At 71.0% G+C, this 21,313-nt stretch carries 17 protein-coding genes; 13 read left to right on the forward strand and 4 right to left on the reverse strand.

Annotated features, from left to right (window positions below):
- Positions 1-81: 81 nt before the first annotated feature.
- The 5 genes from ABD169_RS05835 to guaA all read left to right on the forward strand — a co-directional run bounded on the left by ABD169_RS05835 (position 82) and on the right by guaA (position 6,189).
- Positions 82-1,203, forward strand: coding sequence for a GuaB3 family IMP dehydrogenase-related protein (locus tag ABD169_RS05835; RefSeq protein ID WP_344030441.1), 1,122 nt, complete (start codon positions 82-84; stop codon positions 1,201-1,203).
- A 29-nt stretch (positions 1,204-1,232) separates the two neighbouring features.
- On the forward strand, positions 1,233-3,026 hold the full coding sequence (locus ABD169_RS05840) for a glycerol-3-phosphate dehydrogenase/oxidase (protein WP_344030443.1): 1,794 nt from the start codon (positions 1,233-1,235) through the stop codon (positions 3,024-3,026).
- 135 nt (positions 3,027-3,161) lie between these two features.
- Positions 3,162-3,989 carry an SURF1 family cytochrome oxidase biogenesis protein gene (locus ABD169_RS05845; protein ID WP_344030446.1) on the forward strand — a complete coding sequence of 276 codons (828 nt, stop codon included), beginning with the start codon at positions 3,162-3,164 and terminating at the stop codon, positions 3,987-3,989.
- A gap of 128 nt (positions 3,990-4,117) precedes the next feature.
- Complete coding sequence (locus ABD169_RS05850; RefSeq protein ID WP_344030449.1) at positions 4,118-4,609, forward strand: DUF3817 domain-containing protein; 492 nt, start codon at positions 4,118-4,120, stop codon at positions 4,607-4,609.
- On the forward strand, positions 4,606-6,189 hold the full coding sequence (guaA, locus tag ABD169_RS05855) for a glutamine-hydrolyzing GMP synthase (RefSeq protein WP_344030453.1): 1,584 nt from the start codon (positions 4,606-4,608) through the stop codon (positions 6,187-6,189). Before ABD169_RS05850 ends, guaA begins: the two co-directional genes overlap by 4 nt.
- Positions 6,190-6,307: 118 nt before the next feature.
- Here guaA and ABD169_RS05860 read toward each other — a convergent pair whose 3' ends face one another.
- The gene (locus ABD169_RS05860) at positions 6,308-6,934 is read right to left on the reverse strand and encodes a 1-acyl-sn-glycerol-3-phosphate acyltransferase (RefSeq protein WP_344030456.1); all 627 of its coding nucleotides are present in this window, start codon (positions 6,932-6,934) and stop codon (positions 6,308-6,310) included.
- A gap of 147 nt (positions 6,935-7,081) precedes the next feature.
- On the opposite strand from ABD169_RS05860, the gene ABD169_RS05865 reads away from it, so the two are divergent.
- Complete coding sequence (locus ABD169_RS05865; RefSeq protein ID WP_046456585.1) at positions 7,082-7,810, forward strand: GTP pyrophosphokinase; 729 nt, start codon at positions 7,082-7,084, stop codon at positions 7,808-7,810.
- An 86-nt stretch (positions 7,811-7,896) separates the two neighbouring features.
- On the opposite strand, the gene ABD169_RS05870 is transcribed toward ABD169_RS05865, so the two are convergent.
- On the reverse strand, positions 7,897-8,760 hold the full coding sequence (locus tag ABD169_RS05870; RefSeq protein ID WP_344030461.1) for a Bax inhibitor-1/YccA family protein: 864 nt from the start codon (positions 8,758-8,760) through the stop codon (positions 7,897-7,899).
- 145 nt (positions 8,761-8,905) lie between these two features.
- On the opposite strand from ABD169_RS05870, the gene ABD169_RS05875 reads away from it, so the two are divergent.
- Positions 8,906-9,958, forward strand: a complete 1,053-nt coding sequence (locus ABD169_RS05875; protein WP_344030464.1) for a glycerophosphodiester phosphodiesterase family protein — start codon at positions 8,906-8,908, stop codon at positions 9,956-9,958.
- Here the strand turns inward: ABD169_RS05875 and ABD169_RS05880 are convergent.
- Positions 9,951-10,964 (reverse strand): asparaginase domain-containing protein, encoded by a 1,014-nt coding sequence (locus tag ABD169_RS05880; protein ID WP_046456583.1) that lies wholly within the window; start codon positions 10,962-10,964, stop codon positions 9,951-9,953. The two genes, ABD169_RS05875 and ABD169_RS05880, sit on opposite strands and share 8 nt — an antisense overlap.
- Positions 10,965-11,061: 97 nt before the next feature.
- Between ABD169_RS05880 and ABD169_RS05885 the strand changes: the two genes are divergently transcribed.
- The 6 genes from ABD169_RS05885 (at position 11,062) to ABD169_RS05910 (ending at position 20,594) form a co-directional block, all read left to right on the forward strand.
- Positions 11,062-13,674: an ATP-dependent helicase gene (locus ABD169_RS05885; protein WP_344030467.1), complete on the forward strand. Its 2,613-nt coding sequence runs from the start codon at positions 11,062-11,064 to the stop codon at positions 13,672-13,674.
- Between the two features lie 155 nt (positions 13,675-13,829).
- Complete coding sequence (locus ABD169_RS05890) at positions 13,830-14,915, forward strand: hypothetical protein (RefSeq protein WP_344030469.1); 1,086 nt, start codon at positions 13,830-13,832, stop codon at positions 14,913-14,915.
- On the forward strand, positions 14,912-16,486 hold the full coding sequence (locus tag ABD169_RS05895; protein ID WP_344030472.1) for a phenylacetate--CoA ligase family protein: 1,575 nt from the start codon (positions 14,912-14,914) through the stop codon (positions 16,484-16,486). Before ABD169_RS05890 ends, ABD169_RS05895 begins: the two co-directional genes overlap by 4 nt.
- 170 nt (positions 16,487-16,656) lie before the next feature.
- Complete coding sequence (sucC, locus tag ABD169_RS05900) at positions 16,657-17,823, forward strand: ADP-forming succinate--CoA ligase subunit beta (protein ID WP_344030475.1); 1,167 nt, start codon at positions 16,657-16,659, stop codon at positions 17,821-17,823.
- Between the two features lie 33 nt (positions 17,824-17,856).
- Complete coding sequence (sucD, locus tag ABD169_RS05905; RefSeq protein WP_344030478.1) at positions 17,857-18,759, forward strand: succinate--CoA ligase subunit alpha; 903 nt, start codon at positions 17,857-17,859, stop codon at positions 18,757-18,759.
- Between the two features lie 173 nt (positions 18,760-18,932).
- On the forward strand, positions 18,933-20,594 hold the full coding sequence (locus ABD169_RS05910) for an Ig-like domain-containing protein (protein ID WP_344030481.1): 1,662 nt from the start codon (positions 18,933-18,935) through the stop codon (positions 20,592-20,594).
- 38 nt (positions 20,595-20,632) lie between these two features.
- Here the strand turns inward: ABD169_RS05910 and ABD169_RS05915 are convergent, their stop codons facing one another.
- A complete protein-coding gene (locus tag ABD169_RS05915; RefSeq protein ID WP_344030485.1) occupies positions 20,633-21,235 on the reverse strand; it encodes a TetR/AcrR family transcriptional regulator in 603 nt (200 codons plus the stop codon).
- Positions 21,236-21,313: the final 78 nt, after the last annotated feature.

Here is a 21,313-nt window from a genome sequence, read left to right on the forward strand (position 1 = left end):
CCGCTCTCCGGACGAAGCCCCCGACGCCCCCGTGCGATCGGGGGCTTCGCCGTATCGGCGTGCGGCCGGTAGGCTGGTTTCGTGAGCAACGAGATCGAGATCGGCCGCGGCAAGCGCGCACGTCGCGTGTACACCTTCGACGAGATCGGCATCGTGCCGACGCGGCGCACCCGCGACCCCGAGCTCGTCTCGACGGGCTGGACCATCGACGCGTTCCAGTTCGAGATCCCGGTGCTGGGCGCCCCCATGGACTCGGTCATGTCGCCCGCGACGGCGATCGCGCTCGGCCGCCTCGGCGGCCTCGGCGTGCTGAACCTCGAGGGCCTCTGGACCCGCCACGAGAACCCGGAGCCGCTGCTCGCCGATCTGGCGACCATCTCCGACCCGGTGGCCGCGCTCGCCCGCATGCGGGAGCTGTACGCGGCCCCGATCCGCCCCGAGCTGATCACGGCCCGCCTGGGCGAGATCCGCGAGGCCGGGGTGACGGTGGCCGGCGCGCTGTCGCCGCACCGCACCGCCGAGTTCTCCGAGACCGTCATCGGTGCGGGCGTCGACCTCTTCGTGATCCGCGGCAACACCGTCTCGGCCGAGCACGTCTCGGTGCCGGGCCGCGAGCCGCTCAACCTCAAGCAGTTCATCTACGAGCTCGACGTGCCGGTGATCGTCGGCGGCGCCGCGACCTACCAGTCGGCCCTGCACCTCATGCGCACGGGAGCGGCCGGCGTGCTCGTCGGCTTCGGCGGGGGCGCCTCGTCGACCACCCGTGCCACGCTGGGCATCCGCGCACCCATGGCGACCGCGATCGCCGACGTCGCCGGGGCCCGCACCGACTACCTCGACGAGTCGGGCGGCCGCTACGTGCACGTGATCGCCGACGGCGGGCTCGGCACCTCGGGCGACCTGATCAAGGCGATCGCCTGCGGCGCGGACGCGGTCATGCTCGGTGCGGCCCTCGCACGCGCCACCGACGCCCCGGGCGGCGGCTGGCACTGGGGCCAGGAGGCGCACCACGAAGACCTGCCGCGCGGCGCGCGGGTGCAGGTCGGCGGCGTCGCCCCGCTCGAGCAGATCATCGGCGGGCCGGCCCATGTGGCCGACGGCACCGCGAATCTCATCGGCGCGCTGCGCCGGGCCATGGCCACAGCCGGGTACTCCGAGGTCAAGGAGTTCCAGCGCGTCGGGATCGTGCACGCAGAGCGCTGAGCGCTTCGCGGGTTCGGAAGGAGGAGCGCATGAGCGTACGGAAGAACTCGCAACCGCCTGCGGCGGGGGACACCCGCGGCAGGCTCGGACCCGATGAGCGCGCCGCGGCGATCGCCGCGATGCGCGAGCCCGGTGCCGAACTCGACGTGCTGGTGATCGGCGGCGGGATCACCGGTGCGGGCGTCGCGCTCGACGCGGCGACCCGCGGTCTCTCCACCGGAATCCTGGAGGCCAGGGACTGGGCGTCGGGCACGTCGAGCCGATCCTCGAAGCTCGTGCACGGCGGCATCCGCTACCTCGAGCAGATGAACTTCTCGCTCGTGCGCGAGGCGCTCGTCGAGCGCGGGCTGCTGCTGCAACGCCTGGCACCGCACCTCGTGCGTCCGGTCCGCTTCCTCTACCCCGTCACGGTCCCCGTGATCGAGCGCTGCTACGTGGGCGCCGGCATGCTGCTCTACGATCTGTTCGCGCGGACCGGCGGGCGTCCGCCCGGGGTGCCGTGGCACGCGCACGTGACCCGCCGGCGGCTGGGCCGCGAGGCGCCGGGCCTCCGCCGCGACGCGTTCCGGGGCGGGCTCAGCTACTCCGACGCGCAGGTGGACGACGCGCGACTCGTGTCGACGGTCGTGCGCACCGCGGCCGCCTACGGCGCGCTCGCCGCGAACCGGGTGCGCGTCGAGGGATTCCTCCGCGTCGGCGAGCGGGTGGTCGGCGTCCAAGCGCACGACCTCGAGACCGGCGAGCGCTTCGAGGTCCGCGCGAAGCAGGTCATCAACGCGACCGGTGTCTGGACCGACGACACGCAGGCGCTCGTGGGGGAGCGGAGCACCTTCCGGGTGCGCGCATCGAAGGGGATCCACCTCGTGGTCCCGCGGGACCGCTTCCGCTCGAAGTACGGTCTGCTGCTGCGCACCGAGAAGAGCGTGCTCTTCGTGATCCCCTGGGGGCGGCACTGGCTCATCGGCACGACCGACACCGACTGGGAGCTCGACAAGGCGCATCCGGCGGCGACCGCGGCCGACATCGACTATCTGCTGGAGCACGTGAACACGGTGCTGCAGACCCCGCTCACCCGTGACGACGTCGAGGGCGTCTACGCGGGCCTCCGGCCGCTGCTCGCGGGGGAGAGCGACGAGACCTCGAAGCTCTCGCGCGAGCACCTCGTGGTGCACGCCGTGCCCGGCCTCGTGATGGTCGCGGGCGGCAAGCTCACCACCTACCGGGTCATGGCGAAGGACGCGGTCGACGAGGCGGTCGCCGCGATGGAGGGGCGGATCCCGTCCTCGATCACCGACGACGTCCCCCTCGTGGGCGCCGAGGGGTACCGCGCGGCCTGGAACCGGCGTGCGCGCTCGGCGAAGGCCGCGGGGGTGCACGTCGACCGGGTGGAGCACCTGCTGCAGCGCTACGGGTCGCGCACCGACGACGTGCTCGCGCTCATCGCCGAGCGTCCCGAGCTCGGCGAGTCGCTGCCCGGTGCCGACGACGTGATCGGCGCCGAGATCGTCTACGCGGCGAGCCACGAGGGCGCGCTGCACCTCGACGACGTGCTCGCACGGCGCACGCGGATCTCGATCGAGGCATGGGATCGCGGCGTCTCCGCCGCGCCGGTCGCGGCCGAGCTCATGGCAGGAGTGCTCGGCTGGGACGCGGCGCGCATCGGACGCGAGGTCGAGCGCTACCTCGAACGCGTCGCCGCGGAGCGGGCGAGCCAGCAGGAGCTGACCGACGAAGCGGCGGACCGGGTGCGACTCGAAGCCCCCGATTTCACGGGCAGCGCCGACGATCCGGACGCTCAGGACGGACCCGGCGAGGCCCGATAGAATCGGTTCGTCCGGTCGTTCTCCGACCGTGGGCCGTGGGTTCTCCGGCCCTGATCCCTCTGGCAGGAGCGCCGAACCATCAGCACGTCCGCGAAACGCCCCGAATACCTCGGCGACCCGACTCTTGCACGGGTCATGGTGCGCCCGCAGTGGATCCTGGCGCTCATCGCGGCGCTCGCGGTCGCGGCCGGTTTCGCCTGGCTGGGCCAGTGGCAGCTCGGGGTCGCCGTGCAGAACAGCGCGAAGGACTCGACCTCGTCCTCCGAGCAGCCGCGCCCGCTGAACGAGCTCACCGAACCGGGGATCGCGGTCAGCGATCACGCGGGCGGCATGGTCGCCACGGGCACCGGTGTGCTGACCCGTACCTCGACCCTGGTGGTCGAGAACCGCACCAACTTCGGCGCGCAGGGCGCCTGGGTGGTCGGCGAGGTGCAGGTCGACCAGGGCAACGGATCCTCCGCACGGCTCGCGGTGGCGCTCGGCTGGGCGCCGTCCGCGGCGAAGGCCGAGGCGGCCGCGAAGCGCATCGCCGAGCAGCCGGTCGCCCAGGTGTTCCAGCCGGTGGCGTTCGAGGGCCGGTACATGCCGCCGGACGCGCCGCTGATCCCGACGGCCGACCGCGACCCGCAGACCATCCTCTCGATGGCTCCGGCGCAGCTCGTGAACCGCTGGGGCGCGGGCGACGAGCCCAGCTACGGCGGCTACCTGGTGCTGCACCCGAAGCAGTCGGCCGAACTGCTGCTGGGCGAGCCGCTGTCGAAGTACGGGCTCGACCGTATCGAGTCCGTCCCGCCGCTGCCGGCCGAGACGGTGAACTGGCTCAACGTCTTCTACGCGATCGAGTGGGTCGTGTTCGCGGGCTTCGCGATCTTCTTCTGGTACCGCCTGGCGCGCGATGCCTGGGAGAAGGAGCACGAGCTCAAGGCGCTCGAGGCGGAGGGCGGCGGCGCGGCCGGCCCCTGATCCTCATCCCGTCATTCTGCGCGAGGAACGAGTCGCAGAATCCCGAGATCCTGCGGCTCGTTCCTCGCGCAGGATGACGTCCTTCCTCCGGGCAGGACGAAACGTCACACCGCGATAGGATGGAATCCATGGTTCTGCAGCCCAAGCCCGCCGACTTCCCGCGCATCCGCAAGTCGCTGAGCTTCTACAAGGTCACCTCGGTGATCACCGGCACCATGCTGCTGCTGCTCTGCGCCGTCATGGTCATGAAGTACGTGTTCCGGGTCGAGCTGTTCCTCTTCACCCCGAACGGCTTCGCCCACTTCGAGCCCGTCATGCCCGGCGGCATGGAGCGCGACTTCGCGGTGCAGGGCTTCGACCTGTTCAAGGCGATCCTCATCGCGCACGGCTGGTTCTACGTGGTCTACCTGATCTCGAACTTCATGCTGTGGAGTCCGATGCGCTGGAACTTCGGACGCTTCCTGCTGCTCGCGCTCGGCGGCGTGATCCCGTTCATGTCCTTCTTCCTCGAGGGGCGCACCGCACGAGAGGTCACGCAGACCCTCGAGTACCTCGAGGCCGCCCAGACTCCCACTCCCAACGCGGCCTCGGCCGCACCGATCCCGGAAGGCCGTTCATGACCGATCAGACCTCGACCGAGCACCGCCCGGTCCTCGTCGTCGACTTCGGAGCGCAGTACGCCCAGCTCATCGCGCGCCGCGTGCGCGAAGCGGGCGTCTACTCCGAACTCGTGCCGCACACCATCACCGCGGCCGAGGTCGAGGCGAAGCGCCCGCTCGGCATCGTGCTCTCGGGCGGACCCTCGTCCGTCTACGAGGAGGGCGCTCCCGCCTTCGACGACAGCGTGTTCGACCTCGGGATCCCCGTGCTCGGCATCTGCTACGGCTTCCAGGTCATGGCGCGCGCGCTCGGCGGCACCGTCGGCAACACCGGCGACCGCGAGTACGGCGCGACCGGCGCGACCCTCGTGGGCGGCGGCGGCGCGATCCTCGGCGGCCAGCCCGAGGCCCAGAACGTCTGGATGAGCCACGGCGACGCCGTGCAGCAGGCGCCCGAGGGCTTCGAGGTCTACGCCCGCACCGCGGTGACCCCGGTCGCGGCGTTCGGCTCCGCCGAGAAGAAGCTCTACGGCGTGCAGTGGCACCCCGAGGTGAAGCACTCCGATCACGGCCAGCGGGTGCTCGAGAACTTCCTGCACCACGTCGCGGGGATCCCCGCGGACTGGACCGCCGGCAACGTGATCGCCGAGCAGATCGAACGGATCCGCGAGCAGGTCGGCGACGCGCGCGTCATCTCCGCGCTGTCGGGCGGCGTCGACTCGGCCGTCTCGACCGCGCTCGTGCACGAGGCCATCGGCGACCAGCTCACGGCGGTGTTCGTCGACCACGGTCTGCTGCGCAAGGGCGAGCGCGAGCAGGTGGAGCGCGACTACGTCGCCTCGACCGGCGTCAAGCTCATCACCGTCGATGCGGCCGACATCTTCCTCGGCCACCTCGCCGGGGTCACCGATCCCGAAGAGAAGCGCAAGATCATCGGCCGCGAATTCATCCGCGCGTTCGAGCAGGTGCAGCTCGACCTCGTCGCCGAGGCCAAGGCCTCGGGCGAGAAGGTCAAGTTCCTCGTGCAGGGCACCCTGTACCCCGACGTCGTCGAGTCGGGCGGCGGCGCGGGCACCGCGAACATCAAGTCGCACCACAACGTCGGCGGCCTCCCCGAGGACCTCGACTTCGAGCTGATCGAGCCGCTGCGCGCCCTGTTCAAGGACGAGGTCCGCGCGATCGGCCGCGAGCTCGGGATCCCCGAGGCGATCGTCGGCCGCCAGCCGTTCCCCGGCCCCGGTCTCGGCATCCGCATCGTCGGCGAGGTCACCCGCGAGCGCCTCGACGTGCTGCGCGAGGCCGACGCGATCGCCCGCGAGGAGCTCACCGCCGCCGGCCTCGACCAGACGATCTGGCAGTGCCCGGTCGTGCTGCTCGCCGACGTGCGCTCGGTGGGCGTGCAGGGCGACGGCCGCACCTACGGCCACCCGATCGTGCTGCGCCCCGTCTCGTCCGAGGACGCCATGACGGCCGACTGGACCCGCGTGCCCTACGAGGTGCTCGCCAAGATCTCCAACCGCATCACCAACCAGGTGCCCGAGGTCAACCGAGTGGTGCTCGACGTGACGTCGAAGCCGCCGGGGACCATCGAGTGGGAGTGATCCGTTCGGCGCCTCGGCGCTGACGGAAGCGGAACGGGCCGGGGAGCGAAGCTCCCCGGCCCGTTCCGCTGTGCGGCGGTACGCACCCTGCGTCGCGCTGCGTTCGACGACGGCGCGCTCAGACGGCGCCGGGCTCCGCGGAGTCGCCCGCCAGCAGCGCGGTGAGCCCGGCCTCGTCCTGCAGGCGGGGTTCGGTGCGGCGCTCGGGACGCACTCCGGCCTTGTCCGCGTAGAACGCGCGGATCACGTCCATGTCGGCGACCACGTCGCCGGTGAGCGCGAGCGTCGGCCCGAGGCCCGTGGTGCGGGTGGTGCGGTCGACGAAGCCGAGCGTGACGGGCAGCTCGGCGGCGCGGGCGATCCGATAGAAGCCGCTGCGCCAGCCGCTGCCCGAGCGGGTTCCCTCGGGCGTGACCACCAGGATGAAGCGGTCGGTCGTGCGGGCGCGCGCGACCACGGCGTCGACGACGCCCGATGCGTTCGCGCGGTCGACGGGGATCCCGCCGAGTCCGCGCATGATCGGACCGGCGATGCCGCGGAAGAGCTCGCGCTTGCCGAGCCAGTGGATCCGCATGCGCGCGCTCCAGGCGATGCCGAGCATCAGCACGAAGTCGACGTTCGAGGTGTGCGGTGCGCCGATCAGCAGGCGCGGCCCGGCGGGCGGATCGCTCTCGGGGACGAGTCGCCACGGGGACAGCCACCAGAAGGCTCTGGCGAGCCCGGCGCGAATCGACTCGAGGATCATCCGTCAAGACTAGCCGGGGGCGCATGCCTCCCCGGTTCGGGCTGCGGCTCGAGCCGCGGCGAGGACCGGCGCGGCGGCCGTGCCGGCGGGGGAGCGGCGCAGGGGACTCGCAGCCCGCGCCGAGACTGCGCGGCTAGGGTCGAGCACATGGACAGTGCCGATGACGAACGCATCTCGATGTCCGCGGCCGAGGCCCGGGCGGTCCGCGACGAGTTCCAGCGGTTCCTGCTCGAGTACGAGTTCGGGCTGAAGGAGATCGAGACCAAGATCGAGATCCTGCGCGACGAGTTCCTCTACATGCACGACTACAACCCGATCGAGCACGTGTCGAGCCGGGTGAAGTCGACGGACAGCCTGCTCGACAAGGTGCGCAGGCGCGGTCTGCCGCCGGGCCTCGACGTCGTGCGCCAGCACATCACCGACATCGCGGGCGTGCGCATCACCTGCAGCTTCACCGCCGACGTCTACCGGCTGTTCGAGCTGCTCACGCAGCAGGACGACGTGACGCTGCTGCTCGTGAAGGACTACATCGCGCAGCCGAAGCCGAACGGCTACCAGAGCCTGCACGCGATCGTCGAGGTGCCCGTGTTCCTCTCGACGGGTGCGGTACGCGTGCCCGTCGAGATCCAGTTCCGCACCATCGCGATGGACTTCTGGGCGAGTCTCGAGCACAAGATCCACTACAAGTACGAGCGCCAGGTGCCCGAGGGCCTGCTGGCGAGCCTCAAGGACGCCGCCGACACCGCGGCCGAGCTCGACGCGCGCATGGAGCGGCTGCACCGCGCGCTGCACGGCGGCCTGCCGACGAGTCCGGTGACGGTGGTGCCCGTGCCGCCGATCGAATCGCCGGAGCCGCCTCGCTCGATCTCCGCCTGACCCGGGGAACTCGAACGCACCGCAGACGCCGAAGGGCGGGGAACCGTTCGGTTCCCCGCCCTTCGGCGTCGGTGTCGCGTCAGCCGCTAATTGCTGCGGAAGATCGCGATGATGCGCAGGATCTCGACGTAGAGCCAGATCAGCGTGACCATGAGGCCGAACGCGGCCGACCAGGCCCACTTCTCGGGGACGCGGTTGCGCACGCCGTTCTGGATCAGCTCGAAGTCCATGACGAGCGAGTACGCGGCGAGCAGCACCGCGAGGGCACCGATGACGACGCCGAGGGGGAGCCAGCCGAAGAGGACAGCACCTCGCATGCCCCAGGGATCGGAGTTGACACCGGTGAGCATGAGTACGACGTTGACCAGCGAGAAGGCGGCGTAGCCGATGATCGCGACCATGAAGATCTTGGTCGCACGGGGGCTGGTGCGCACCTTGCCGCTGCGGAACAGCAGCAGCGTGATGGCGAACACGGCGAGCGTGCCGATGATGGCCTGGGCGACGATGCCGTTGAACATCGCCTCGAAGGTGCCCGAGATGCCGCCGAGGAACAGGCCCTGCGCGGCGGCGTAGGCGATGATCAGCGGAACGCTCGGCTCCTTCTTGAAGGCGTTCACGAGGCCCAGCACGAGGCCGGCGATCGCGCCCGGGAGCATGAGGACCGGCACGAACCAGCCCACGGCGCCGAAGGCGAGCACGATGAGGAACAGCATGACCGTCTTCGAGATGGTGTTCTCGTAGGTCATCGGCTTGTCGGACGGGGTGATGACGGGCGGCTGCTGGGCGCCCGGCTGCGCGCCGAAGCCCTGCTGCGCGGGCTGACCGGCGGGCACGTCGATGCCCGGGCGCTGGGGCTGCGCCGCCGGCTGATCGTAGATGCGGTGCAGTTCCTCGGCGGTCAGCGTCTTGCCGTTGAGCGCCGGGTTGTTGGAGAGCGCGGGATTGCTCATGTGCGTCGGGATCCTTTCTCGACGGGATTTCACACCAGCCTATCGGCGGATTCCCACGCCAGCATAGGAATCCACTGGGTGTTCGCCCGCAGCTCACCCGGTCCGTCACCCCGATCGTTCACCCGGCGGACCTAGCATGGTCGGCATGCTCGACACCTCCGGCGCCGCCCGATCCCGTCCCCTGGTCATCGGCCATCGCGGAGCCTCCGGCGTCCGCCCCGAGCACACCGAATCGGCGTACCGGCTCGCCTGCAGGCAGGGCGTCGACGCGGTCGAGCCGGACGTGGTCGTCACCCGCGACGGCGTGCTGGTGGTGCGGCACGAGAACGAGATCTCGGGCACCACGGACGTCGCGGATCACCCGGAGTTCGCCGGCCGGCGCACGACGAAGACCGTCGACGGCGTCGAGCTGACCGGCTGGTTCACCGAGGACTTCGACTGGGACGAGCTCGCGATCCTGCGCAGCCGGGAGCGCCTGCCCGAGGTGCGCCCCGACAACCGGGAGTTCGATGGACGCGAGCCGATCCTCCGGCTGTCGGACGTGCTCGCGATCATCGACGAGGAGAGCGCGGCGACCGACCGCGGGATCGGGGTCGTGCTCGAGGTGAAGCACGCGCAGTACTTCTCGGAGCTGGGGCACCGTTTCGAGCAGCTGCTGCCGCCGGTGCTGGCGGAGGCCGGCTGGGCGGACCGTCGGGAGCGGCTCGTGATCGAGTGCTTCGAGCTGGGGATCCTGGACCGGCTGCGCGCCGACGGCCTGGCCGCGGACTTCGTATTCCTGCTGGAGCATGACGGATCGGGTGCTGACGAGGTGGCGCGCGAGGCGGCCGGCGGATCCGCCGCCGCGAGCTACGCCTGGTACCGCAGCGACGCGGGGCTCGACGCGCTGGCCGGCCGGGTCGAGGGGATCAGCGTCGACACCTGCGACCTGGTGGGCGTCGGATCCGACGGCGCTGCGGTGGCCTCCGACCTGGTCGAGCGTGCCCACGCCCGCGGACTCGCGGTGCTCACGTGGACGCTGCGTCCCGAGAACCGGTTCCTCGCGGCGCCGTTCCGTATCGGCGATCCGCGGGATCCCGCGACCGTGAGCGCGTGGGGCGACTGGCGCGCCGCGTTCGGCGCGATCGTGGGAACCGGCGTCGACGGGATCTTCGTCGACCACCCCGAGCTCGGGGCCGCGGCGGCGCACCTCAGCTGATCGGGTCCTCGGCGGCCGGCGGTGCGCACTCGCCGATGAGGTTGATGGGGACGAGATCCCGCAGGATGTTGCCGACCGCGCCGCGGTCGACGAGCCAGCCGAGCTTCGCGATCGCGGCCTCCAGGGTGAGGTCGGATCCGGTGATCACGCCCGTGCGCGCCAGTTCGCGCCCGACCGCGTACCGTGCGAGGTCGACCCCGCCGCCGGCCGTGCACTGGGTGATCGCGACGACGGGGATCCGCGAGCTGATCTCGCGGAGCGCGTCGCGCATGCCGGGGCGGTCCATGGGGCCGTTGCCGCTGCCGTAGCACTCGAGCACGAGGCCGTCGGGAGCGCCCGCGACGGCGCCGCGCAGGTCGTCGGCGGTGACGCCGGGGACGAAACGGAACGAGATCACGCGGGCCGAGGCGGCTCCGCGGGAGCCGTCGTCGAGCTTCGGGATCCCCGCGGGCCTCGCGCCCAGGGGGAGCTCGGCGCGGAACGCCTCCAGCGCGGAGCTGTGGTGCTTGGTCGCGCGCACCGCGGGCACGATCGCCCCGCCGAAGGCGATGGAGACCGGGGCCGTGCGCGACGCGCGCATCGCGGCGCGGACCGCGAGGCTCAGGTTGTCGCGGGCGTCGGATCCCTCGGCGCCGTGGGGGAGTTGGCTGCCGGTGAGCACGACCGGCGAGCCGAGGCCCGAGAGCTCGAATGCGAGGCGCGCGCCGGTGTAGGCGAGGGTGTCGGTGCCGTGCAGCACGACCACGCCGCGCGGCTGCTGCGTGCGCACCCGGGCGCTCAGCGTGCGCGCGATGCGCGGTGCGGTGTCGGCGTCGGCGTTCGCGCTGTCGATCGGGGGCTGGAGGTGATTGACCCGCCACTCGATCCCGAGGGGTTCGCAGATCTCGGCGAGCATGTCCTCGAGGATCTCGGGGAAGTCCGGGTCGGGGGCGATGCCCGCCGGCGTCTCGCGCATGCCGATCGTGCCGCCGGTGGCGAGCACGAGGAGCCTCGGATCGGTGGGCATCGGTCTCCGTTCATCGGGGCCTCGGGTCGGACCCCAGCCATGCTAGCCCGGCTCCCCGGGGGAGTATGTCGGTGGTCGCTCCTAGACTGGGACCACGATGAGCGAATTCGAACTTCTCGACCCGTCCGGCGTTCCCCTCGGCGACCCGGGCACCGGCGCCTCCGGCGCGCCGGATCCGCTGCTCGACGGCCTCAACCCGCCCCAGGCGCAGGCCGTCAGCACGCGTTCCCCCGCACTGCTCATCGTCGCGGGCGCGGGCTCGGGCAAGACCCGCGTGCTCACCCACCGCATCGCGCAGCTCATCCGCAACCGCGAGGCCTGGCCCAGCCAGATCCTCGCCATCACCTTCACCAACAAGGCGGCCGCCGAGATGCGCGAGCGCGTCGAGGGCCTGCTCGGCAGCGCGGCCGAGGGCATGTGGATCTCGACCTTCCACTCGGCCTGCGTGCGCATCCTGCGCCGCGAGGCGGAGCGCTTCGGCTACGTCTCGGGCTTCACCATCTACGACTCGGCCGATTCCCGAGCGCTGCTCAAGCGCATCATCAAAGACCTCGAGGCCGACAGCTACGGCTTCACCCCGGCCAACGCGAGCTCGAAGATCTCGCGGCTCAAGAACGAGCTCTCCGACGCCGACAGCTACGCGGCCACGGCCAACGCGAACGACCCGCGCGAGCGGCTGTTCATCGAGATCTTCCGCAGCTACGAGCAGGAGCTGCGCCGGGCCAACGCCTTCGACTTCGACGACCTCATCGGCCAGACGGTGCACCTCTTCCGCACCTTCCCCGAGGTCGCGGCCGTCTACCAACGGCGCTTCCGCTTCCTGCTGGTCGACGAATATCAAGACACGAACCACGCGCAGTACTCGCTGATCCGTGAGCTCACGCGGCCCGTCGAGCGCGACGTGGTCGAGCGCCTCGTTCCGCCCGTGCGCGAGCGCGAGCTCGACGGCCTCGGTTGCATCCCGGCCGCGAGCCTCACCGTCGTGGGCGACTCCGACCAGTCCATCTACGCCTTCCGCGGTGCCGACATCCGCAACATCGTCGAGTTCGAGCGCGACTTCCCGGGTGCCGAGGTGGTCAAGCTCGAGCAGAACTACCGGTCGACGCAGAACATCCTCTCGGCGGCCAACGCCGTGATCGGCAACAACCTCGACCGACAAGACAAGAGCCTCTGGACCTCGGAGGGCGACGGCCCGCAGATCGTCGGGTTCACGGGCTACTCGCAGCACGACGAGGCTCGGTTCGTGGCCGAGGAGATCGAGGACCTGCACCGCTCGGGCCTCGCCTACGGCGACGTGGCGGTGTTCTACCGCACCAACTCGCAGACCCGTGCGCTCGAGGAGCTGCTGATCCGGGCCGCGATCCCGTACCGGGTGCTCGGCGGCACCAAGTTCTACGAGCGGGCCGAGATCAAGGACGCCATGGCGTACCTCACGAGCCTCGCGAACCCCTACGATCCCATCGCCTGGTCGCGCCTCATCGGCGCTCCCAAGCGCGGCATCGGTCCCATGGCCGAGGCGCAGCTCGCCAACTACGCGGAGGCGATGGGCATCTCCTTCCACGACGCCATGCTCCGAGCGGGCGAGCTCTCGTTCGGGCCGAAGGTGCGCGCGGCGATCGAGAGCCTGGGCCAGCTGCTGCAGCGCGCGGCGCGCATGGCCGCGGGCGGCGGCGCCACCGACGACTCCGAGACCCGGAAGCAGCCGGCGCCCGTCGCCGACGTGCTGAAGCTGATCCTCGACGAGACGCAGATGATCGAGAAGCTGCGGGCGAAGCGCGACCCGCAGGACGAAGCCCGCGCCGAGAACCTCGAGGAGCTCGTCTCGGTCGCCAAGGAATACGACGTGCAGCACCCGGGCGTCGGGCTGCTCGAGTTCCTCACCGAGGTGAGCCTGGTCGCCGCGGTCGACGAGCTCGACGACGAGAGCGGCACGGTCTCGCTCATGACCATGCACACGGCGAAGGGCCTCGAATTCCCAGCGGTGTTCATCACGGGCGTCGAGGAGGGACTGCTGCCGCACCAGATGTCGGTCGACGAGATCGGCGGCATCTCCGAGGAACGCCGGCTCATGTACGTGGGCATCACCCGTGCGCGCAAGCAGCTCTACCTGACCCTGGCCAGCACGCGCGCCCAGTTCGGCGACGTGCAGGTGGCGATGCCCTCGCGGTTCCTTCAAGAGATCCCCGAGTCCCTCATCGACTGGCGCCAGTCGCCGGGCGAGGTCACGGGCCGCGGCGGCACCGAGTCGCGCGCGCTGAACGCACCCCGTTCGGGCGCCCGCCCGAGTCGAGGCGGCGCCGGGCGCGGCGTCGAGTCCTCGGTCTCGTTCGGATCCGGCTCGGGCAGTGGCGGCTACGGACGCGGCGGATCGGGTGCCGCAGCGGTCTCCGAACCGGCGAGCGGCAACATGCAGTCGGCGCTCGAGCAGTGGCGCGAACGCAAACGGCAGGCCAAGGCCGCGCAGGCCGCGGGCGGCGGATTCCCGAACACGATCGTCGGCTCGGTCCGCGACAACGGCGACCTCGAGCTGGCCCCGGGCGATCGGATCCGGCACGACGAGTACGGCGCGGGCCGGGTCACAGGCATCACCGGTGCCGGTTCGAAGCGCATCGCCCACGTCGTGTTCGACACGGTGGGGGAGCGCAAGCTGCTGGTCAAGCTCGCCCCCATCGCCAAGCTCGATGCCGGCCTCGACAGCGCCGAAGAGTAGCGCGGGCGCCGTCGAGGGGCGTGTGCGCTCAACCGGGTATCCAGCCCCAGTCGGACGAATCCGGCGCGGGGATCCGGCCGACGGTTCCTATCCGGCCGAGCGTTCGGACCGCCCATATGTCGCACCCCGCATGAGCCGCACCTAGACTCAGCCGCATGAGCGATTCGACGCTGAATCCGTGGCCGGCGATCCTGGAGGACGCCCGCAACTACCCGAGCCCGCACAACTCCCAGCCCATCAAGGTGCGGCCGCACGCCGCGGTCGACGGCGGATCCGGCGCGGTGCTCCGTGCCACGGTCAGCTACGACCTCGACCTCGGGCTCCCCGCCGAATCGTTCGGGATCCCGTTCGGGCACGTCTGCGCCGGCGTCTTCCTCGAATCGCTCGCCGTGGTCGCCGCGGCCCACGGCTACGACGTGCGCGAGACGCTCGACCACGCCGAGATGGACTTCGACAGCTCGGACCGGCAGCACCGCATCGCCGAGGTCGAACTGGTGCCCCGCGATCCCGACGACCCGGGCGAGACGGAGCGCGACGCCGAGGCCCGCGCCGCCCTCGACCGGTTCCGCACCCGCCGCACCTCGCGCCGACCCTACGACCGCCGGGCGGTGCCGACCGAGGTCCGCGCCGAGGCCGCACGCATCTGCACCGACGCCGGCTACGAGTTCCGCTCGACCGACGACGCCGCGCTCGTGCGCCGGATCGTGCACGTCAACCAGGCGACCCTCTTCGACGACCTCGAGAACGATGCCGTCTACGGCGAGATCATGCACTGGCTCCGCTTCTCGAAGGGCGAAGCCGCCGCGAAGGCCGACGGGCTCTCGGCCGAGGCGATGCTCATGCCCGGCCCGATCCTGCGCTACGCGATGGCGCACCGCGGGCTGTGGCGCGCACCGGTCATCGGCGCGCTGATCCGCAGCGTGTACCTGCGCACCATGCGCGGCGTGCACCAGCTCGGCTGGATCGAAGGTCCCTTCGGCGGCCCCGCCGACTACATCGAGGCCGGACGCACGTTCATGCGGGTCTGGCTCGAGCTGCACCGCCACGGCGTCGTGCTGCACCCCTTCGGCACCGTCATCACGAACCCGCGCTCGCACGCCCTGTTCGCCGAGGCGGTCCAAGCGGACGAAGCGGGGGAGCGACTGGCCTGGATGCTGTTCCGCTTCGGCTACAGCGAGACCCCGCCGCTCGCGCACCGCAGGCCGGCCGCCGCCATGACCCTGGAAGGGGCACCCGCATGAAACGCGCCGCCGTCTTCACCTTCGTCTGGATCCAGGACCACCTGGTCCGCCTGTTCATGCCGCGCGTGAACACCCACAAGATCCTGCTCGCACCCGGGATCGAGCCGCTGCGCTGGACCCTGGGGCGCTGGCGGGCCTGGCGCACCTTCGAACGCACGGCGAAGCGGGTGCCCGCCTACCGGGCGTTCCTCGGCGAACGGGGGTTCCCGACGCGGCTGCGCACCCGCGGTGGGATCGCGGCCGCGCTGCGGACGATTCCCGAGATGGACAAGGACAGCTACATCAAGCGGTGGTCGATCCCCGAGCGCTGCGTCGACGGCCGGATCCCGCGCCGCGGCGTGGTGGTCGACGAGTCGAGCGGCAGCTCGGGCACGCCGACGAGCTGGGTGCGCGGGCCGCGCGAGCGGATCGCGACGCGGCAGCTGCTGCAGCTCGGTTTCTCGAACACCGAGAGCAGCATGACGAAGCCGCCGTTCGTGCTCAACGCGTTCTCGCTCGGCGCGTGGGCGACCGGCATGAACGTGACCACCTCGCTCACCGACGTCACCATGATCAAGTCGATCGGGCCGGACGCGACGAAGATCATCGCCACGATGCGCGAGTTCGGCACCGGCTTCACCTACGTGATCCTCAGCTATCCGCCGTTCCTCAAAGCGCTGTTCGACGACGACCGACTCGACTGGTCGCAGTACGACATCGTCGCGGCGTTCGGCGGCGAGGGTATCAGCGAGAGCATGCGCGACCACATCCTGCGCACCGCCCACGCCGCGTACGGCAGCTACGGGGCGAGCGATCTCGAGATCAACCTGGCGATCGAGACCGACCTCACCGTCGACCTGCGCCGCGCGCTCGTCGAGCACCCCGAACTGGCGCACCGCATCAGCAAGCGCCACGAGTACGGGGTGCTGCCGATGATCTTCCAGTTCAACCCGTTCAACTACCAGATCGAGACCAACGCGGCGGGGGAGCTGCTCGTCACGATCGCGCGCGCCGAGAACCTGAACCCCCGGATCCGCTACAACATCCACGACCGCGGGCACGTGCTGCGGCTGCGCGAGCTGGAACCGGTTCTCGAGGAGCTCGGACTGCAGCACCTGAAGCAGCGGCAGATGCTCGACCTGCCCCTGCTGTTCCATTACGGGCGCAGCGACCTCTCGGTCGACTTCAACGGCGCGGTGATCGGGCCGGATTCGCTGCGCGACGTGATCAACGCCGATCCGGTGCTGCTGCACGCGATCGAGAACCACCGGCTCATCTCGTTCGAGGACGCGAACGGCGATCGGCAGCTGCACCTCGCCCTGCAGCTCACCGCCGACGCGGATCGGGACGCGCTCGACGAGGATGTGCTCGCCGCCGGGATCTTCGCCGAACTGCGGCGCGGCAACGGCGACTTCCACAACGCGATCCTCACCTCGGCCGACGCGATGCTGCCGACGCTCGCCTTCTACGGCTTCCGCACCGGACCGTTCGCGGGGGACGGCAAGAAGCTGAAGAACGAGTACGTGGCGCAGCTGGACGCGGCCCAGGCCGCGTCCTCCGGGCTGGATCTGGGCCGGATCGCCGAGCGCTGAGGCGCGTGCGGCCGGGGCGCGGACCGAGGGAATCGGAAGCCCTGGCGGGGTGGCGCGGTCGCGGGACGGACAGGCTGCGATGGTAGACTCGGGCACTGGTCGACTTATCTCGACATCGAGACATTTTTCTGCCTCGGACCCCCAATACTCCTAGCATGTAAGGACAGTACGTGGATCTGTACGAGTACCAGGCACGAGATCTCTTCGAACGATACGGGGTGCCGGTGCTCCCCGGGATCGTCGCGGATACTCCCGAGGAGGTGCGCGCGGCAGCCGAGAAGATCGGCGGCGTGGTGGTCGTCAAGGCCCAGGTGAAGGTCGGCGGGCGCGGCAAGGCCGGCGGCGTCAAGGTCGCGAAGACACCCGACGAGGCGTTCGAGGCCGCGCAGGCGATCCTCGGCCTCGACATCAAGGGCCACACGGTCAACCGGGTCATGGTCGCCGCGGGCGCCGACATCAAGCAGGAGTTCTACTTCTCCGTGCTGCTCGACCGCGCCAATCGCTCCTACCTCTCGCTGTGCTCCGTCGAGGGCGGCATGGAGATCGAGGTGCTCGCCGTCGAGAAGCCCGAGGCGCTCGCACGCATCGAGGTCGACCCGATCGCGGGTATCGACGCGGCCAAGGCCGAGGAGATCGCGCGCGCCGCGAAGTTCCCCAAGGAGCTCGTGGGCAAGGTCGTCCCCGTGTTCCAGAAGCTCTACGAGGTCTACGCGGGCGAGGACGCGACCCTGGTCGAGGTGAACCCGCTCGTGCTCACCGGCGCCGGCGACATCGTCGCGCTCGACGGCAAGGTGTCGCTCGACGCCAACGCCGACTTCCGCCAGCCCGGCCACGCCGAGCTCGAGGACAAGGCCGCCGAGGATCCGCTGGAGGCGAAGGCCAAGGCGCAGGACCTCAACTACGTGAAGCTCGACGGCGAGGTCGGCGTGATCGGCAACGGCGCGGGCCTCGTCATGTCGACGCTCGACGTCGTCGCCTACGCGGGCGAGAAGCACGGCAACGTGAAGCCCGCCAACTTCCTCGACATCGGCGGCGGCGCCTCGGCCGAGGTCATGGCCGCCGGCCTCGACGTGATCCTCGGCGATCCGCAGGTCAAGTCGGTGTTCGTCAACGTGTTCGGCGGCATCACCGCCTGCGACGCCGTCGCCAACGGCATCGTGGGCGCGCTCGCCAAGCTCGGCGACGCTGCGAACAAGCCGCTCGTCGTGCGCCTCGACGGCAACAACGTCGAAGAGGGTCGCGCGATCCTGAACGAGGCCGCGCACCCGCTCGTGACCCAGGCCGCCACCATGGACGAGGGCGCCGACAAGGCCGCCGAGCTGGCCAACGCCCGCTGAACCGACGACGAGACTGACGAAAGAAGCAACAGAATGTCGATCTTCCTGAACAAGGATTCCAAGGTCATCGTCCAGGGCATCACCGGCGGCGAGGGCACCAAGCACACCGCGCGCATGCTCGCCGCGGGCACCCAGATCGTGGGCGGCGTGAACGCCCGCAAGGCCGGCACCACCGTGTCGCACACCGACGCCGCAGGCAACGCCGTCGAGCTCCCCGTGTTCGCGTCGGTCGCCGAGGCGATGGCCGCGACCGGCGCCGACGTCTCGGTCGCCTTCGTGCCCCCGGCCTTCACCAAGAACGCGGCCGTCGAGGCCATCGACGCGGGCATCGGCCTGCTCGTGATCATCACCGAGGGCGTTCCGGTCAAGGACTCCGCGGAGCTCTGGGCGCACGCCAAGGCCACCGGAAACAAGACCCGCATCATCGGGCCGAACTGCCCCGGCATCATCACCCCGGGCGAGGCGCTCGCGGGCATCACCCCCGCGACGATCACGGGCAAGGGTCCGATCGGCCTCGTCTCGAAGTCGGGCACCCTGACCTACCAGATGATGTACGAGCTGCGCGATCTCGGCTTCTCGACCGCCATCGGCATCGGCGGCGACCCGATCATCGGCACCACCCACATCGACGCGCTCGCCGCGTTCGAGGCCGACCCCGAGACGCAGGCGATCGTCATGATCGGCGAGATCGGCGGCGACGCCGAGGAGCGCGCGGCCGAGTACATCAAGGCGAACGTGACGAAGCCGGTCGTCGGCTACGTCGCGGGCTTCACCGCGCCCGAGGGCAAGACCATGGGCCACGCCGGCGCCATCGTGTCGGGCTCGGCGGGTACCGCGCAGGCGAAGAAGGAGGCCCTCGAGGCCGCGGGCGTCAAGGTCGGCAAGACGCCGACCGAGGCGGCCGAGCTGCTGCGCGCTGCATACAACGCGCTCTGACCCGACGCGAACGCGAACCGCGGGGGCGGGGGTGCCGAAAGGCATCCCCGCCCCCGCGGCGTTTCCTGACTCGATGCGCGAATCGTTATCCGAGCGGGGAGCGATTGCTCGTATGCTCGTCCGTGAACGGCCCCGCGAGGGTGCGGGGTCGACTGACATGCAGAGGGAAGAGCATGCGGCGGTTTCTCGGAGCGATCGCGCTCGGTGCAGTGCTGGTGGCGGGCTCGCTCGTCGCGACCCCGAAGGCGGCCCAGGCGGCCCCGCTGCCGCCGGAGTGCTCGGCCTCGGGCGATTGCGAGCTCGAGTTCGCCTTCAGCGGTGACGTCGCACGCTGGACGGTGCCCGACCGCGCGGTCCAGGTGAGCTTCCGGGTGATCGGGGCATCGGGGCAGAGCCACTGGTACGCTGCGGGGCTCGGCGGCGGGTTCTCGACGAAGCCCGCCGACATCGCCGCGGGTACCGAGTTCGCGATGGCCGTCGGCCAGGGCGGCCAGGGAGCCGGCGGCGGCTGGGGTGGCGGCGGCGCAGGCGGCGCTCTGGGCGATGGTGCGAGCTATCAGGGGCAGGGTGGGGGCGGCGGGACCTACGTGTTCTCGCACTTCGCCGATGCCCCGTGGCGCCTCTTCGCGATCGCGGGCGGCGGGGCCGGTGCAGCCGGCGGGACCGCTGACTGGCCACCCGCCGGCGGCGGTGCGAACGAGCCCGGTGAGGGCGGTGGATTCGGCGGTTCGGACCCGGGCAACTCGGCTGGCTCTCCCGGCGCCGGCCCCGCGAGCTATTCCCCGGGCGGCGGCTTCGCTCCGGGGCAGGGCGGCGGGGGCGGCGCTGCGCGCTTCGCGGGCAACGGTTCCGGCAGCGGAGGCGGCGGTGGTCTGATGGGCGGTGCCGGTGGTGTCGGTGGAGTGTTCGACGGGCCGTTCGATAACGGCACCGGCACCTCCCCGCTCAACACCGGCCTCGCCGGTGGCGGTGGCTCCGGCTTCCTCGCCCAGGGATTCGCGGCGTCGTCGATCGAGCAGCAGCCGCTCGCCCCGGGCGAGAGCCGCAACGGCTCGGTCGTGGTCTCCTACAAGATCGGGCCGGCGAAGTCCGAGGTGGCGGCGGCCGGGCCGGTCGTCACCGACTTCGGTTCGGGGCCGGTCGATCTGGCCGCCCAGGTCACCTGCGTCGAGCCGTTGACCGGCGGGACCGTCACCTTCGCGCAGGGCGCGACCGTGCTCGGCACCGCGACGGTGGACTCCGCGACCGGTCGGGCCGTGCTGGCCTACACTCCCGCGCGGCAGGGCAGTTACACGACGACCGCGAAGTTCTCGGGCTCCGATGCCTGCACCCCGGCCTCGACCTCGTTCGACCTCTTCGTCTCCGTCGCCACCGGGAAGTTCTCGTCGGTGTCGGCGGCGCCGGCCTCGTTGACGCTCGGCGAATCGACGACGCTGCGCGCCACCGCGGTGTGCCCAGCGCAGCCCGCGGGCAGCATCGAGTTCTCGCGGGACGGCGAGAGCCTGGCGACGGTGCCGGTGGACGCGGATGGGACCGCGGAGTACCGCTACACGCCGAAGCGCGCGGGGGTGGACGTCGTGCAGGTCTTCTTCTCGAGCGACCAGGGAAGCTGCGTCGTCACGGCCGAGAACCTCCGCCTGGCGGTCTCACCGAAGCCGACGACCGGCGCGACCCCGACCCCGACCGCGACACCGACCGCGGGTGGGAGCCTCGCGAGCACCGGCACAGGGTCGGATCCCGCGCCGATGCTCGGGGCTGCGTTCCTGATGCTCGGGGTCGGCGGGGGCATGCTGCTGCTGGTGCGCCGAGCTGCGCGCCGGGGTCGGACCGGATGACCGCGGCCGATCGGCGCGGGTCGAACGGTCCGCGCTGATCAGCCGGCGTCGCCGGGAGCGGGGTTCTGCGCGGGCGCGGGCTCCAGCAATGCGATGAACCGGCGGAGATCGGCGGCCATGTCGATCTCGCGGTCGATCAGCCACGCGGTCTGCAGGCCGTCGGCCATGGCGTGCACCGAACGGATGATCCATGCCGGGTCGAGGTCGCTGCGGATCCGTCCGGCGCGCTGAGCGGCCTCGAGCTCGGCGATCGCATATCCCTCGAGCCGGGCGGTGCGGTGCGCGAAGAACGCGCGCGCCGGGTGCTCGGGATCCGCGGCTTCGGCCGCGAGCTGGGCGTAGAGCTGCACGAGCCCGGGTACCGCGGTGTTGCGGCCGACGATCTCGAGCAGGCCTTCGACGATGTCCTCGCTGACGACGCGGTCTTCGTCGCGGGCGTCGCGGGCGGCGAGGATCGCGACGAAGAGCTCCTCCTTGCTGCCGAAGTAGTGCAGCAGGCCGGCGGGGCTCAGCTCGACCGCATCGGCGATCTCGCGGACGGAAGCCTTGCGGTAGCCGTGCTCGGCGACGACGCGGAGGGCGGCCTCAAGGATCTCCTCGCGCTTCGCGAGGCCCTTCGCGTACGCACCTCGCCGAGCCATGGGTTCAGGCTAGCGGACTCGCGGGCATCGGATCACGAAAACCGATCATTGTTCGGAAATTGTGCGCAATGCTCTTGC

The organism is Leucobacter iarius (assembly GCF_039530105.1).
GTDB classification, from domain to species: Bacteria; Actinomycetota; Actinomycetes; order Actinomycetales; family Microbacteriaceae; genus Leucobacter; species Leucobacter iarius.